The organism is Polaromonas sp., from assembly GCF_035638815.1.
Lineage (GTDB): Bacteria > Pseudomonadota > Gammaproteobacteria > Burkholderiales > Burkholderiaceae_C > Polaromonas.
In genome coordinates this window covers 44448-58559 of the sequence record NZ_DASQZG010000017.1, presented here as the reverse complement: position 1 = coordinate 58559, position 14112 = coordinate 44448, and the positions used below count along the sequence as shown (strand labels likewise).

16 protein-coding genes are annotated in these 14112 nt (G+C 60.7%); 13 read left to right on the top strand and 3 right to left on the bottom strand.

Translation table 11 applies throughout. The annotated features are described in order from the left end of the window. Positions 1–104: 104 nt before the first annotated feature. Complete coding sequence (locus tag VE934_RS12130) at positions 105–683, bottom strand: OB-fold protein (protein WP_324887802.1); 579 nt, start codon at positions 681–683, stop codon at positions 105–107. Between the two features lie 61 nt (positions 684–744). Continuing rightward, positions 745–1215: a hypothetical protein gene (locus VE934_RS12125; protein WP_324887800.1), complete on the bottom strand. Its 471-nt coding sequence runs from the start codon at positions 1213–1215 to the stop codon at positions 745–747. Here VE934_RS12125 and VE934_RS12120 point away from each other — a divergent pair. Beyond that, a complete protein-coding gene (locus VE934_RS12120; RefSeq protein ID WP_324887798.1) occupies positions 1214–1708 on the top strand; it encodes a transcriptional regulator in 495 nt (164 codons plus the stop codon). The genes VE934_RS12125 and VE934_RS12120 overlap by 2 nt on opposite strands. Before the next feature lie 107 nt (positions 1709–1815). Here the strand turns inward: VE934_RS12120 and VE934_RS12115 are convergent, their stop codons facing one another. Further along, a complete protein-coding gene (locus VE934_RS12115) occupies positions 1816–2085 on the bottom strand; it encodes a hypothetical protein (protein ID WP_324887796.1) in 270 nt (89 codons plus the stop codon). 300 nt (positions 2086–2385) lie between these two features. Between VE934_RS12115 and VE934_RS12110 the strand changes: the two genes are divergently transcribed. The 12 genes from VE934_RS12110 (at position 2386) to VE934_RS12055 (ending at position 14107) form a co-directional block, all read left to right on the top strand. Then, entirely contained in the window at positions 2386–2724 is a 339-nt protein-coding gene (locus tag VE934_RS12110; protein ID WP_324887794.1) for an XRE family transcriptional regulator, read from the top strand. Beyond that, on the top strand, positions 2724–3089 hold the full coding sequence (locus VE934_RS12105) for a hypothetical protein (protein WP_324887792.1): 366 nt from the start codon (positions 2724–2726) through the stop codon (positions 3087–3089). The genes VE934_RS12110 and VE934_RS12105 overlap by 1 nt, the downstream gene beginning before the upstream one ends. Beyond that, entirely contained in the window at positions 3089–3397 is a 309-nt protein-coding gene (locus tag VE934_RS12100; protein WP_324887790.1) for a hypothetical protein, read from the top strand. Before VE934_RS12105 ends, VE934_RS12100 begins: the two co-directional genes overlap by 1 nt. After that, positions 3379–6123, top strand: coding sequence for a VapE domain-containing protein (locus VE934_RS12095; RefSeq protein WP_324887788.1), 2745 nt, complete (start codon positions 3379–3381; stop codon positions 6121–6123). Before VE934_RS12100 ends, VE934_RS12095 begins: the two co-directional genes overlap by 19 nt. Positions 6124–6477: 354 nt before the next feature. Then, positions 6478–6822, top strand: a complete 345-nt coding sequence (locus VE934_RS12090) for a hypothetical protein (RefSeq protein ID WP_324887786.1) — start codon at positions 6478–6480, stop codon at positions 6820–6822. Next, positions 6809–7204 (top strand): hypothetical protein, encoded by a 396-nt coding sequence (locus tag VE934_RS12085; protein ID WP_324887784.1) that lies wholly within the window; start codon positions 6809–6811, stop codon positions 7202–7204. Before VE934_RS12090 ends, VE934_RS12085 begins: the two co-directional genes overlap by 14 nt. A 90-nt stretch (positions 7205–7294) precedes the next feature. After that, on the top strand, positions 7295–7900 hold the full coding sequence (locus tag VE934_RS12080) for a phage tail protein (protein WP_324887782.1): 606 nt from the start codon (positions 7295–7297) through the stop codon (positions 7898–7900). Between the two features lie 218 nt (positions 7901–8118). After that, positions 8119–8715 (top strand): DUF1441 family protein, encoded by a 597-nt coding sequence (locus VE934_RS12075; RefSeq protein ID WP_324887780.1) that lies wholly within the window; start codon positions 8119–8121, stop codon positions 8713–8715. A gap of 15 nt (positions 8716–8730) precedes the next feature. Then, positions 8731–10725 (top strand): phage terminase large subunit family protein, encoded by a 1995-nt coding sequence (locus tag VE934_RS12070; RefSeq protein WP_324887778.1) that lies wholly within the window; start codon positions 8731–8733, stop codon positions 10723–10725. A 25-nt stretch (positions 10726–10750) separates the two neighbouring features. Continuing rightward, positions 10751–11077, top strand: coding sequence for a hypothetical protein (locus tag VE934_RS12065; RefSeq protein WP_324887776.1), 327 nt, complete (start codon positions 10751–10753; stop codon positions 11075–11077). Between the two features lie 3 nt (positions 11078–11080). Further along, entirely contained in the window at positions 11081–12748 is a 1668-nt protein-coding gene (locus VE934_RS12060; RefSeq protein WP_324887773.1) for a phage portal protein, read from the top strand. Positions 12749–12760: 12 nt separating this feature from the next. Further along, the gene (locus VE934_RS12055) at positions 12761–14107 is read left to right on the top strand and encodes a S49 family peptidase (protein WP_324887771.1); all 1347 of its coding nucleotides are present in this window, start codon (positions 12761–12763) and stop codon (positions 14105–14107) included. Positions 14108–14112: the final 5 nt, after the last annotated feature.

Below are 14112 nucleotides of genomic sequence, written 5' to 3'. Positions count from 1 at the left end.
TTGTCAATATCCCTAGGATAAATATTTATTTTTTGAGGTGTCTGCGCTTAATCCAGGGCGAAAAAAAGCCCGCGTGGTGCGGGCTTCATGGGTGAATGTGACACCTAAGCGAGGCTGCAGTTCTTCAGCATGGGTGTCTTGGCGACGTCTCCGGCCCCGGTGCAGATCACGGTAACCTTGCTGCCTTTTTTGAGTCGTGCAAGCTCACCCATGGCGTCTTTAGAAAATGAAAAATGAGGCTCCATGAATTGATTCACGCCGCCCTTCAGGGTCAGGTAGGGGTCGCCCATAAAGTCGGTGTTGATGTTGCTGACAACCCCGACGATCTTGAGTTCTTTGCCCTTGAAGGTCATGTCGGCAGATACCGTGTTTTCTTCGTAGGCTTTTGAGATTTCGGACGCAGTGGCGTTAATCAAGATGCGCGGTGGTGGTGTGGACGGCGTGGCCGATTGCTGTACTGGCGCTGGTTCGGAGGTTGCCATTGCTGCGTTCACGGGCGTCCGTTTGGCGGTGGTGGTGACAGCTTGGATCAACCCTATGGCAAAAATGACCAGCAAGAAAGTCCCACCAGCCTTCATTCCTGAATTGAATTTTCCATGGGCATAGCGACGGCTGTATCGCCACACGCCGCGCGAGGCCCAGGCGGCCGCCAGCATTGTGACCAGGGTGATGAAAATTTCCATGTCGCGCCTCTATAAAGGGCCCCGTGGGGGCCGGATTGGGAAGTTGTAGATTCTTGCCGTTCTAGTCGTGAGTGCCATTGCTTTTGGCTGGTTTAGCAAGCGCATCAAGCAGCCGAACGGCCGTGTCCCACTGGTCTGGTGGCAACGCCTCCATCAATAGCATAGCCTTGGCGCGCGGGTCGTTTTCCGCGTGTAGCTCTTCATAGGTTGGTGGGGTGTCCATCCAGCCCAGGTCAAGTGAAAGCTTTTCTTCGATTGTGCGCGCTGTTGCGTCACCCATTTCGAAGGGAGTGCCCCTGTCAGAGCGAATGCTTCGATTGTGAATTTGATAGAGGCGGGCGTTGGTGACCTCCCAGCCCAGCTCTTTGTTGACGTTCGCCACGCCGTCAAACTTCTTGACGAGCATTGCTAGCCGGGCGCGCCGTGTTTCAAAGACTGTTTGCATTGCAACAATTACATACCCGCTGGTTAACTTTTTATATTGCCCCGAGGTTATTGACAAGTTGTATCCATAGGATAAACTGCCGTGCATGAACCTCAAATCCTGGGCAGAATCTGAACGCGGCCGCGCCATGGCTCTAGCAAGGGCCATTGATGTGCCTCCGTCGTTTGTTTCGAAAATGATCAGCGGCGAGAAGGCCATTCCTGCAGAGCACTGCCAGGCCATTTTTAAGTTCACCAGCGGCGCCGTGACGATTCCAGAGATGCGTGATGACTGGCCGAAGTACTGGCCTGAGCTGGCCGACTCTGCCGCACAAAACATACAGCCAAATCAGGCCCCGGCCCATGCCGCACCTGCGCCGATAGCTATGGATTCTGTAGCGACGCCGGGTCAGGCCACGGAGCAACTCGGGGAAGCCGCCCCCTCGCTCCAGCTTTATGCCGGCCCAGACCGCCGCAGAAACCCCCAAGCACCCTACGTCATCCCCGATCTGGAGCGCCGTGCGCCCCTGGCCGCGATGCTGGCCGGGCCGCCCGTCGCTAGCGAGCCTGCGCAGGCGGCTGTTGGTTCTGAAGCCAGCTAAGGAGCCAGTTATGCCCAAACCCGCTAAGGGCTCCCTGAAGATCCACGGACTTAGAAAGCTGCAGTTCGATGAGGCCGGCCTGCACGTCACCGCCGACCGCCTAACGGTCAGGGGTTTTCTTCTGGAATCGGACGATAGCGCAGCTCGAATTCCTCCGCGTAGTATTCCGCCCTTGGCAGCAAGACCGGCTGCGCGCATTGAGGGCATTTCACGTCTGAAATCGAAACCGAGCCGGTCGAAATGAGCCCCTCCGGCCACTCCATCGTGCCTGCGATTTTGTATCCGCACTCGCACAAGTGCGTGAAGGATATTTGCAAATTTGACAGCGCCTTCATCGACCCGGTTTTCGGATCGAAGGTGAAGGTGTTTTTTGGCATGAGCGGCCCCTTTGTGAATTTGATTGGTGTAGGAGCCGTCAATGTAGCAAAGCGGGCTGCTCACCATACCCCGCCCCCAACCCCTTTGCACCACGCCGCCATCACATCTGGCGCGCCCTTATTGCCATACCTCCGTGGATCGTTCTGGCGCGGGCAGGTGCTAGGGCTTGGGCGGGCCGGGGCGGCGTGGTGGTTTTCTTGAAGTTGATTGGTCATGTGCAAAAAATTTTGCTTTCCCTTCAACCGGTATTTCAACCGGTGTTTCGTTGATATTTTTCTATCGCGCCAGAGGTAAAACCCATGCAGCTCACTTTGCCCATGCTGACGTACTACGAGGGCCCGCGCCTGATCTCACAAGAGGTGCTGGCGGCGGTGCTGACTTACCGCGAGGCTGTGCTGGTGTGCTGGGACCTGCGCACGCGCAGAAGCCTGACGCATCGCCAGCTGGCGGTAGAGGCGCACCTCTACGCCTCGCACGTGAGTGACTACTTGAACAAGGACAGCAGCAAGCGGGAACTGCCCGCAAAGCACGTCGCTAATTTTGAGGTCGCGTGTGGCAATAGGGCGATCAGCCAGTGGCTTGCCAAGCAGGCCAATTTGACCATCCTGGAACAGTTCATCGAGCGTAAGGCCGCGTAATGGACATCGCGCTAAAGCCCGGCGACGTGTACAAGCTGCCCAGTGGCCGCTATGCCCGCATTGATGCGCTGCCCGCACCGCACGAGGTGAAGGTACACCTGGTCAACGTCAAGCTGATGCGCCGGGTGCCTGCATCGAGCATGGTGTTGTGTGTAGCCTTTGTCACCAGGCGCGGGCGCATCTGCTGGAAGGCTGCCGACTGGCAGCGCCGCATTGATGACGCTGCGGCTGAGCGCGCTGAAGAGGCCGCCCGCAAAGAGCGGCGGGAGCTGGCTGCGGCCCTTGATGTGTCGCGCGCTGCTGCCATTGACCGTGAGCATGCGGCCCTGAAGGCCGCCAACCTGCGCTTGAGGCTGGCCGCCTGATGCACCCCCAAGAGCTTCACCTGGCAGTGCTGGGCGCGGTCGAGTCCATGGAGACGGTGGACGGCGAAGGCACGCGGGCCGGACCTACGCTGCGGGACATTGCTTGCAAGCTGCCGCGCATGAGTGACCGGGAGTTGATCAACACCCTGAAAAACCTTAATCGGCGGGGCAATCTGTACATCTTGCGCAAGGTGCGTGTTGCTGGCTGCTGTAAGCCCGTGGCGCAGTACGCAGTGGCGCAGGGAGATGCGCCGCGGTCAATGGAAGCATGGCGCAAGGCCATGGCCTCTTGGATGGCGCTGACTTGACTGAACGCGCGCCACTGCCGCCCATCAAGTTTGCCGCGCTGGCCGACGCGCTGCTGGCCCGCGCCGACACACTTGTGCCGGCATGGATGCCAGGCGGGGTCCGGCGCGGTCATGAATATGTGTGTGGATCGCTTGACGGTGGTGAAGGGGATAGTTGTGCTGTCAACCTGACAACCGGGCGCTGGTGCGACTTTGGCGGTGGTCCAGACGATCGCGGCCTTGATCTGGTGAGTCTGTACGCAGCAACACATGGGTTCAGCAAACAAGAGATGGGCAAGGCCGCGGTGCAGGTAGCGCGGGAAGAAGGGCTGGAATCTGTTGCTGGGGTAACGGTTGCGCCTGATGATGAAACACCTCGCGTAAAGCCTGAAAGGCCACCCGCGCCGCCAAAGCCCGTGCGTGAGCTTGAGAAGTGGCGCACGCTGATGCCGGTACCGCCAAATGCGCCCCCGGCCAACTTTTGGCATTACCACCGAAACAACGACACCCACAAGGACCCGATTGACCACACCGCGACCTACATGGTCGATGGTCAGCTGCTCGGCTACGTGGTCCGGTTTATCGATAGCAGTGGCGACAAGGAAACACTCCCCTACACCTGGTGCATCAGCGAGAAAGACGGTCTGTGCAAGTGGAATTGGAAAACGTGGGACGAACCGCGGCCACTTTACATTCCATCGCAAGCCATGCCGAAGGGCCGCACCGTGGTGCTGGTGGAAGGGGAGAAGAAGGCGGAGAAGCTTCACGCCGTGCTGGAGGCGGGCGCGCCTGGCGTCTATGCGGTGATGAGCTGGCCTGGTGGATGCAATGGCTGGAAGAAGGCCATGTGGTCCTGGCTGGACGATTGCAGCGTGCTGCTTTGGCCGGACTGCGATTCCAAACACGAGGACCTCACCCGGGGTGAGAACGCCCAGTTCGTCGAGTCAATGAAGCAGGCAGGCGCCGACAAGCAGGCGCATGCTGCCGCAAAATTGGCGCGGACCGTGGCTCAGCAAGCCAAGCCTCTCCGTAAGGCCTACAAGCAGCCTGGAATGGCTGCCATGCTCGGCATCGGCGCGTTGCTGCAAGCCGATCATCGGTGCACAGTTCAGATTCTTCCTATTGCTGAGCCCGGGGTCTTGCTGGACGGTTGGGATTGCGCCGACGCGATTGATTCGGATGGTTGGGACTTTGATCGCATTCTTTCCTTCTTTGGTGGCGCGCAGCCTTTGCCGGAAGAAGTTGTCAAAGATGCTGCCGCAGCGGGTGGTGGCGGGAAGGGCGGAAAACCGCCACCGCGCGATGGCCCCGCTGACGCCGTGGATGGAGATGCCGACAAAGGATCGGGCGGCTTCGTCCTGAATGGCAAAGAGATCCCGTGGTGGCTGGCGCCGTACTGGGACTCTGAAAAGGGCCGCTGGTTGCCGTCGCGCAAGATGGTGATCAAGGCCCTGCAGCACGACCCGGAGCTGCAGGGCCTGCTGGGCATGAACCAGTTAAGCAACAACATTGACGCGCGTGTAGCGTGGCCTTGGGCGCATGCCAAAGCGGGGCCTATCACTGGCGCCATTGACCTGATGCTTGGAGACTTTCTGTCGCGCAAATACGGGCTGCCAGCCATCTCCCGCGCGGCGTTGATGGAGGGCATTGAGACCGTGGCGCACGGCACGCCGTTCCACCCGATCAGGGAGTGGCTGGGCACGATCAAGCGCGATGACAAGAGCCGCATCGACAAGTGGTTGATCTACGCGCTGGGCGAGACGCCTGAGACGCTGGAGAAACCGGTGTTTGAGTACCTGCAGCTGGTGGGCCGATATTGGCTTCTGGGCATGGTGTACCGCGTGATGCACCCGGGCATCAAATTTGACTACTGCCCGGTGCTTGAGGGGCCGGGCGGGTATCGCAAGTCCACGTTGGTGGAGGCGCTGGCCGGCTCTGAGTACTTCAGCGACACGCACTTCGACGTGAGCCGCGGCAAGGAAGGCCAGGAGCAAGTGCAGGGCCTGTGGATGTATGAGATTGCCGAGCTGGCCAACTTCGGTAAGGCCGAGATTGGTTTGATCAAGGCGTTTATCAGCGGCAAGGTGGACAAGTACCGGCCCAGCTATGGGCGGGTGGTCGAGTCCTTTCCGCGGCAGTGTATTTTGGTGGGCACGACGAATGAGCGCACCTACCTCCGCGACCGCACCGGCAACAGGCGCTTCTGGCCGGTGCCGGTTCGCAACCGCATCAACATAGAGTGGGTGGTCAAGCACCGCGAGGTGTTGCTGGCTGAGGCCTACGAGCTTTACCTGGCTGGTGCGCAATTCACACCAACACCCGATGACGAAAAGCGCTTGTTTGTGCCGATGCAAGAGATGCGTCTGGTCGAGACGGCAGTCATGAGCGAGATGACCAACGTTCTGACGCGCAATGCGGGCACGTCGGGCATGTCGATGGTGGTCAACACGCTGACGGACTTCGTCACCATCGCACAACTCACCTTGGCATTGGGCGTGGACGCTGCCAAGAGCAGCCCGGCCCTTGAGGGACAAATACGCTCCTGGCTTGAGCATGAGGGCTGGGAGCGCGTGAAAAAACAAATCCAGGGTGCCAGGGCCTGGGGTTACCTGCGACCGCCTAACTGGCCTCCAGCGGATCCTGACCTGCCGGGCACAGGCCCGGCCCAACCAACAACCCATCCAGCACCTGTGGCGACAAGCGCAGCGGGTGCATTTATCGAGGGCGCTGATGACGAACCGTTTTGACCTGCTGGTCACGGTGCGGAAAACGCGCCGTGCTGCAAGTGCTACCAGACGCAAGATTGGCAGTAGCACGCCCGAAGGGCTGGGAGGTGCGCTGCACCCCCATTGCGGCGCGGTAGCGGGGAAGTCAGTGCATGGGCCTATGACCTAGCGGTGTCCAAGTGTCCAGGGTGGCCATGGGTTTCAGTGGAGACCGTGGGCTGCAGCTTTCCCTTTGAAAGAAGGGTTGAAGCTGCTGCATTGCCAACCGGGATCGCTCTCAATGTGTGGCGGGCGTATGCAGGCAGGGGCAGGCACACCCGCTCGCGCGCACGAACACGGTCTCCCGATATCTCTCTATAGAAAGTCTTGGAAAGTATGGACACTTCAAAAACCGACAAGCCGAAAACCGAAGAGGGCGACAAGGTTGAGCTGGTGATCGCGGCGATTAAAACCCAGATGCCTGAGACTTACAAAAGCATCCAGCGCAAGGCGGCCAGCATTGGGCGGCAGGCGTATCAGCTTGTGCGGCGCGGCATCGCTGGCGAGGTCAACTGCTTTTATGCCTTTGAGGGTGGGCGCGTGGTCGGCACGCCCTTCAACTGCCCGACGATCACGGCGGACATTGCCATGTACGCCTGCGAATTTGGCCGTGTACACGTGTGCATTTTTGGCGAGCAACTGCAGCCCGGCTTTACCTGGAGCAACCATGGCCAGAATTGATCACATCAAACACCGGCTGGAGCGCTGGGGCGTGTGGATTGACCAGCGTGACGCGGGTGGCACGGGCTACCCGCGCCAATCGTCCTTCCTTCGGCTGCCGGGGCCGATTGGCGTGATCTGTGGCGCGTTGACGGCGCAGGACCTGGAGTGTGGGCAGACGCATGATGCGGTGCAGTCGCTGAAGGTGGCGCGGCCTGAACTGTTCAAGTGCATCGAGCTGGTGTACCGCAAGAATATGCAGTACAAGGTGGTGGCGCTGACCATGGGCAAGAACGAAAGCACGGTGCGTCTATACCTTGAACAGGCGGACAGGGCCATCGAGCAATGGCTGCGTGAAAAGCTCGAAAAACCCACGCCGATAGAAAAAACTTTGACACCTTAGCGTTTCATGGTAGATTTCAGGCACTCTGAAAAGAACTCCGCTTAAACCCGCTCGGTCACCCCGGCGGGTTTTGTCGTTTATGGACTGCATATGCTCAAGTTGAACTTCGACATTGGCCCTCTGAGGGCGGCAAGCGACAAGCTGAGAGGCTTCAGTCCATCGGCAAGGGCGGCGGCTCTGAACACGGCCCTGAAGACGGTGGCAAAGAGGGGCGCGACGGTTGCGAGGAAAGAATCATCCGCTGAGTACAACCTCAAGCAGGCCACCATCGGCGCTCGGATGTCGGTATCTGTAGACAGGCCGAACTTGCGAGCGACCATCAAGGCGCGCTCATCGAAGAGCAACCGCATACCACTGAAGGCGTTCGGCGCTACAAAGTTCAAGGTGAGGAACAAAGAGAAGGGCGGAGCCAAGTACCTAACTGGCGTGAAGGTGCGTATTCGAAGGAAGGGCGAAGAAGTCAAACTTCGTCACGCCTTCATCGCCACCATGCCAAACGGATACGTTGGTGTGTTTCAGCGCGAAGACGCAGGAACCAAGAGGTTGAAGATCAAAGAAGTAACTGGCCTTGACGTGCCTCAGATGTTTGTGGGCAGACGCGTCAAGCCAGCCGTGATTGCGAAGATGTTGGAGGTTGCGCCGGGCTTGGTGCTGCACGAGATGGTGCGCAAGCTGCAGAGCCTCGGCTTCAAGTAGTGCCCCGATAAATCAATAAAAAAGGTACTCCTGGGCCCGAAATCCCGGGTGCGGGCTCTAAAAAGACTCGCGAGAAAAAAGAAATTATCGGGGTGACAGAAACAGCGTTTCGTTTCGGTCTGCCCCTGTGTACACGGATGCACTGACGCCCTTGCGGCGGTGGTCTGGCTCAACCGGGGATGGCAGTGGCAGAGTTCGCAGGCGTGGCCGACTCGCAAGTGCCGGTGGCCCAACTCGCGGTGTACCTCGGCATCACCGAGCGCCGGATCCAGCAGCTGGCCGCGGACAACGAAATTCCACCAGGCGAAGACGGAAGGTACTGGCTGCTGGAGAGCACAAAGGGCTACCTGGCGTACCTGCAGAAGGCAGCGCAAGGCAAGGCGGTCAGCGACGACGGCAAGAAAAAGCAAGGCGTGCAGATTGAACTGCTGCAGGCCCAGCGCGACACCGCGCAGATGGAGCTGGACAAGAAGCGCGGCTTCCTGCTGCCCATCGACCAGGTGCGCGACAGCACAGTTCGGCTTCTGAAAATACTGACCGAAGGCGCCGACAGCCTGCCCGATCTTTTGGAGCGAAAGGCGGGCGCTTCTGGTGCTGTCCTGAACGCGGTGGGCGAGGTCTGCGATCAATGGCGACTGCGCTTGTTTGAACGGGCTACGGAAATCCTCGGCGGCGAAGTTCCTGCGGCGTTTACCCCACAGGTTGCCGCAGGCGTCGAGCTGGAACCAGAGGCAGCAACCGCCGCGCCGGCTAAAAAGAAGCGCGGCAGACCGCGGAAGGTTAGACCCGACAGCTTCACGCCACCATTGATTTAAAGAGGGGAACCTGGGATGTACGCTGACGCGCAACAGACGATGCGCGAGGCGTGTGCCCTGTTGAAACCGCCACGGCGGGTGCGCGTGAGCGACAGCGCCGCGCAGAACCTGGTGGTGGGCGGCGCCGGCGGGTACGAGGGACCGTGGGATGCCTCGATGACCACCTACATGCTGGAGCCGATGGACCGGCTGAGTGACCGCAGCGTTGAGGGTGTGATTTTTTGCGGCCCTGCCCAGTCCGGCAAGACTGAGGCGCTGATCACCGGCTGGATGACGCACAGCATTGTGAGCGATCCGTGCGACATGATGATCGTTCAGATGGCCCAGCACGAGGCACGCGACTTTAGCAAGCGTCGGGTGGACCGGGCGATCCGGATGTCGCCGAACTTGCGGCACCTGGTCGGCGTCGGGCACATGGACAACGTGTTCGACAAGCAGTTTCGCAATGGCGCCTACCTGAACATTGGCTGGCCGACGATCAGTCAGCTAAGCGGCAAGCCGATCCGCCATGTGGCGCTGACCGATTACGACCGCATGCCGGTGAACGTGGATGGCGAGGGCGATGCCTACGGCCTGGCGCGCAACCGGACCAAGAGTTTCATGAGCCGCGGCAAGACGCTGGTCGAGTCGTCGCCTGGCCACGAGGTACTGGATCCCGAGTGGAAGCCTCGAGGACACGGCGCACCGCCGACACTGGGCGTTCTCGGTCTGTACAACCTTGGGGACCGGCACCGCTGGTACTGGCCGTGCCCCGACTGCAACGAATACTTCCGGGCTGAGTGGGACAACCTCAGCTGGGATAAAACAATTGATGACCCGGTAACCGCAAGCCACACCGCGCACATGGTGTGCCCGGAGTGCGGGTCGATTATTCGCCCAGAGCACAAGGCAGAACTGAGCATCAAGGGTAAGTGGCGCAGCGAGCGCGAGGTCTTCGGTGACAGTCACCAAAGCAAGACAGCCAGCTACTGGCTACAGGGTCCTGCAGCGGCATTCCAGAGCTGGCACCAACTGGTTTACAACTACCTGACTGCGCTGCGTGACTTTGAACTGACCGGCAACCAGGAGAAACTGAAGACCACCGTCAACACCGATCAGGGCAGGCCCTACACGGTGATGAGTTCGAAGGGTGATGGTCTGGATGCCGTGCTGCTGAAACAGCGCGCCGATGCGTATGCACCGCAGCGACAGGTGCCGCCACAAGCGCGCTTTGTCACCACGGCGGTAGACGTGCAGAAGCATCGCTTCGTGGTTCAGGTCACTGCCTGGGGAGTGGACGGCCAGAGCTGGATTGTCGAACGCTACAACCTGGCGATCAGCGATCGCGTTGGTGAGGGCGGCGAGCGCCTGAAGGTCTCGCCCTTCACGCACGCGGAAGACTGGCATGTGCTGGACAAGTTGCTTGATGACGAATACCCGGTGGCGGATTCAGGCGTAAAGGTCAAGAGCCGCATGGTCGTGAGCGACTCGGGCGGGCAGGGCGAAGCAACCAACAACGCGTATGCCTATGCGTTGCGGTTGAAGCGGCTGAGCAGGGCTGACCGGTTTGCGCTTTTGAAGGGCGCATCGTCTCGCAGTGCGCAACGGATCTTGAAGGGCAAGCCTGGTGATGACCGGATCAAGGTTCCGCTGTACATCATCAACACGACAACCCTGAAAGACGAAGTGGCGGCGAACCTGGCACGGTCGGAGCCCGGCCCGAACTACATCCACCTGCCGGACTGGATCGGGGAGTGGTTCTTCAGGGAGCTGACTGCTGAGACGCGCACCGCCACCGGCTGGATCAAAAAGCGCAAAGGTGACAACAACGAGGCGTTTGACCTGTGCGGCTACAACCGCGTTGCCTACGCCCTGTGCGGCGGTGAAAAGATTGACTGGCGTCGCCCGCCCGAGTGGGCTGGCAAGGCCCTGGGCGAGCGCAAGGCTGAGGGCGAGACCGCCGACGAAAACGGCAATAGCAAGTATTTGAAGTGGCTGCGAGAGCAAGGCCAAAAAATGAACAGCGAGTAACTCTACCGAGTAATTGACCAAACCCATGACAGACATCTGCAACCCCTGCGCAACGCCACCAGTCACTCCCGCTGGGCCTGACTGTGGGCCTACCTGCGCCGACATGATGTGCAGGGCGCTCACGGCTTACAACGCCGTGCTGGGCGGCATGCTGTCGGGCAAGTCTGTGGTGTCGGTTGAGTTTGACGGGCAGAAAGTCGTCTACGAGTCAAACTCCGCCTCGCAAAAAAACCTCCTGGCCTTGATTGCCCGACTGCACCAATCCTGCGGCAACGCATCCAGCGCCGCCCTTCTGGGCCTGGGCGGCGGCGGACCCATCGGCACCACCTTCGGCGCACGCAGCTGCTGGTAAGCCATGAACAACACCGTCCCCGACCTGCGGATTCTTGACGCCGCCGGCCGGCCCATGCCCTTGGCTGCCAGCTACAAGGCTGCCGATCCGGTTAGCCGCGAGCTGGGCAACTGGCAACCGCGACGCACCAGCGCCGACCGCGCCATGCTGCCCGAAAAGGCCAGAGCCGAAGGCCGCGCACAAGACATGGTGCGCAACAACGGCTATGCCCGCGGTGCCCGCCAGAATCAAAAAGACCGCATCATCGGCGCGTACTACAAGCTGCAGCTGCAGCCGGTGTACAAGCTGCTGGGCATTGCCGCCGACGTGGCCGCCAAGTGGGCCAGCGAGGTTGAGGTGGCCTTCCATGCCTGGGCCGATGACCCAGACTGCTGGATCGACGCCCAACGCAAGCGCACCTTCAGTGAGTTGCTGCGCGAGTGCGTTGGTACAGACTTTGTGCAGGGCGAGTGCTGCCTGGTGCGCCAGTGGCGACCCTCGGCATCAGGCTACGCCACCTGCTTTTTGACCGTGGAGCCTGAGCGCATCAGCAACCCGCAGAGCAGCACTTACCTGCAAAACGACGAGCAGGTTCTACCCAACGGTAACCGCCTGCGCGCCGGCATTGAGCTGGACCGCTGGGGCGCCCCGGTGGCGTACCACATCCGCACCAAGCACCCGGCCGACTTTGGCAACGTGCTGCAGTCCGCGTTGGGCGAGTGGACCCGCGTGACAAAGTTGAACGAGTTTGGCTGGCGCCAGGTGATTCACCTGTTTGAGCAAGAGCAAGCTGACCAGACGCGCGGCTTCAGCATGATGGCCAGCACCCTGCAAAAGCTCAAGATGATGGACATGCAGGAAGACCTGGAGCTGCAACTGTCGCAGCTTTCCACGGCCTTTGCGATGTACATCAAGACGCCTCTCGGCCGCCAGCGCGCGCAAGAGATCATGGGCGCAGACGCCACTGCCGGCCAGCAAGACTTCATGCGCATGTGCATGGAGGCGCAGGCTGCGTTTTACGGCAACTCGGGCGTCAACATCAACGGCGTCAAGCTGCCCGTTCTTTTTCCTGATGACGAAATCGGCGTGCTGGAGTCGCACAACCAGGCCGCCAACCACGAGCAGTTCAAGGAAGGCCTGATGCGCCAGAACGCCCGTGGCTGGGGCATGAGTTACGAAGAGGCCAGCGGCGACTTCAGCAAGACCAGCTACGCCAGCGCACGCGCTGCCATGCAGATGGCCTGGCAGTACGTGCTGGCCAAGCGCGCCAGCACGCCCGACAAGGCTGCCACGCAGATCTTCCGGCTCTGGTTTGACGAAGCCATCGTGCGCGGCACCGTCAAGCCGCCGCCGGGCGTTGAGTACTGGCCAGACAACAGCACCCGCATGGGTCAGGTGTACAGCTGGCTCACAAGCTGCAACTGGGTTGGCGCTGGCAAGATTGTCATTGACGAATTCAAGCAGGCCAAGGCCAACGAAACCGCGTTGGGCACACACCAGGCCACGCTGCAAGACGTGCTGGCAGAAGGCGGTACCGATATCGAGCACTTGCTCGATGGCAACGTGCGCACGCGCCAGATGTTTGAAGAGCGCGGCTTGCCCCTGCCCGAATATCTGGGCGGCACCCCGCGCGGCATGGTTGACCCAACCCAGCAGGCCGCTGACACCGCAGAAGCTGCGCAACAAGACTGACCAGGACCACGCATGAAATATCAACACATCATGGCGCGGGCGCTCAACCGCCCGTTGCTGCTAGAGCCCGGTTACGCCCGCGTGTTCTTCTCGGGCCTGGGGCCGCGCTTCAACATTGCCGAGCTGAATGATGTCGACGGCAACAAGCTCGACAAGGCCGCGCAAGTGGAGCTGGCAGCGGGCTACTTGCCCCGCGTCATTGACCCCTGGACAGGCGCTGACAAAACTGACGAAAGTTACCCGGTCCTCAACGGCATTGCCGTGATCGATGTGTCAGGCTCCCTGGTGCACAACGGCGGCTATGTCGGCAGCAAGTCTGGCTGTATGGGTTACGACGGCATTCAGGCCCAGCTAGAAAGCGCTGAGGACAACGGCAAAGTCAAAGGCATCATGCTGCGCTTCGATTCACCCGGCGGTGAAGTCTCTGGCGTTCAAGCGCTGGCTACTGTAATTGGCGAGTGCCAAAAGCCGGTGTGGGGCCATGCCAACGAGCAAGCCGCCAGCGCCGCCTGCTGGCTGATCAGCGCTTGCGACCGCGTCATGCTGGCCGAGACTGCCGAGATCGGAAGCATCGGTGTGGTCATGGGCCATTGCGATTACAGCGAGATGCTGGCGGCCGAAGGCCTGAAGGTCACTCTGATCCACGCAGGCGCGCACAAGGTCGACGGCAACCCCTATGAGCCGCTGCCCGCCGACGTGCTGGCCAGCTTTCAGGGTGAGCTTGATGAATTGCGCCTTCTGTTTGCCACCGCTGTGGCAACAGGGCGGGGCATAGAAACATCGCAGGTTCTGGCAACAGAAGCCCGCATGTACCGGGGCCAAGCGGCCGTTGATCAGGGCCTGGCCGATTCGGTCATGAGCTTTGACGACGCCATGGCCAGCTTTTCCGCAACCGTCGGCCAAACCGGCAACTTTACCAAGGGCAAAACCATGACTCCAAAGGTCAACACAAGCGCCTCGCCGAACGCCGGCGAGAACAACTCCACCATCACCCCCGAGGCACACACTGCAGCACTGGCCACGGCACACGCTGAAGGCCATGCCGAAGGCGTTAGCGAGGGCGTCACTCAGGGAGCAGCTGCAGAGCGCGCCCGCATTAGCGCCATCCTGACGCACGAAAACGCAGCGGGCCGCGAAGCCACCGCGCGCGAGTTCGCACTCGGCACCGACATGACGGCTGAGTCAGCCATCAAAGTGCTCGCGTCCGTGCCCAAAGGCGCAGGCATCCAGGCCGGCACCCTGGCCCAGATGGGCGAAGGCACGGTGGTCGGCGCAGAAGGCGGCGCAGCCAACGGCGGGCAACTCACGCTGGCCCAGCGCAACCAGGCGGCCAAGGCCACTCTGGGCCGCCGCGCCTGACCGGC

What these genes read in the sequence shown, in the direction of transcription:
- VE934_RS12055 (WP_324887771.1), top strand. Translation starts at nt 12,761, where the DNA reads ATGAAATATCAACACATCATGGCGCGGGCGCTCAACCGCCCGTTGCTG.
- VE934_RS12080 (WP_324887782.1), top strand. Translation starts at nt 7,295, where the DNA reads ATGCTCAAGTTGAACTTCGACATTGGCCCTCTGAGGGCGGCAAGCGAC.
- VE934_RS12125 (WP_324887800.1), bottom strand. Translation starts at nt 1,215, where the DNA reads ATGCACGGCAGTTTATCCTATGGATACAACTTGTCAATAACCTCGGGG.
- VE934_RS12060 (WP_324887773.1), top strand. Translation starts at nt 11,081, where the DNA reads ATGAACAACACCGTCCCCGACCTGCGGATTCTTGACGCCGCCGGCCGG.
- VE934_RS12130 (WP_324887802.1), bottom strand. Translation starts at nt 683, where the DNA reads ATGGAAATTTTCATCACCCTGGTCACAATGCTGGCGGCCGCCTGGGCC.
- VE934_RS12115 (WP_324887796.1), bottom strand. Translation starts at nt 2,085, where the DNA reads ATGCCAAAAAACACCTTCACCTTCGATCCGAAAACCGGGTCGATGAAG.
- VE934_RS12065 (WP_324887776.1), top strand. Translation starts at nt 10,751, where the DNA reads ATGACAGACATCTGCAACCCCTGCGCAACGCCACCAGTCACTCCCGCT.
- VE934_RS12120 (WP_324887798.1), top strand. Translation starts at nt 1,214, where the DNA reads ATGAACCTCAAATCCTGGGCAGAATCTGAACGCGGCCGCGCCATGGCT.
- VE934_RS12105 (WP_324887792.1), top strand. Translation starts at nt 2,724, where the DNA reads ATGGACATCGCGCTAAAGCCCGGCGACGTGTACAAGCTGCCCAGTGGC.
- VE934_RS12110 (WP_324887794.1), top strand. Translation starts at nt 2,386, where the DNA reads ATGCAGCTCACTTTGCCCATGCTGACGTACTACGAGGGCCCGCGCCTG.
- VE934_RS12085 (WP_324887784.1), top strand. Translation starts at nt 6,809, where the DNA reads ATGGCCAGAATTGATCACATCAAACACCGGCTGGAGCGCTGGGGCGTG.
- VE934_RS12090 (WP_324887786.1), top strand. Translation starts at nt 6,478, where the DNA reads ATGGACACTTCAAAAACCGACAAGCCGAAAACCGAAGAGGGCGACAAG.
- VE934_RS12070 (WP_324887778.1), top strand. Translation starts at nt 8,731, where the DNA reads ATGTACGCTGACGCGCAACAGACGATGCGCGAGGCGTGTGCCCTGTTG.
- VE934_RS12100 (WP_324887790.1), top strand. Translation starts at nt 3,089, where the DNA reads ATGCACCCCCAAGAGCTTCACCTGGCAGTGCTGGGCGCGGTCGAGTCC.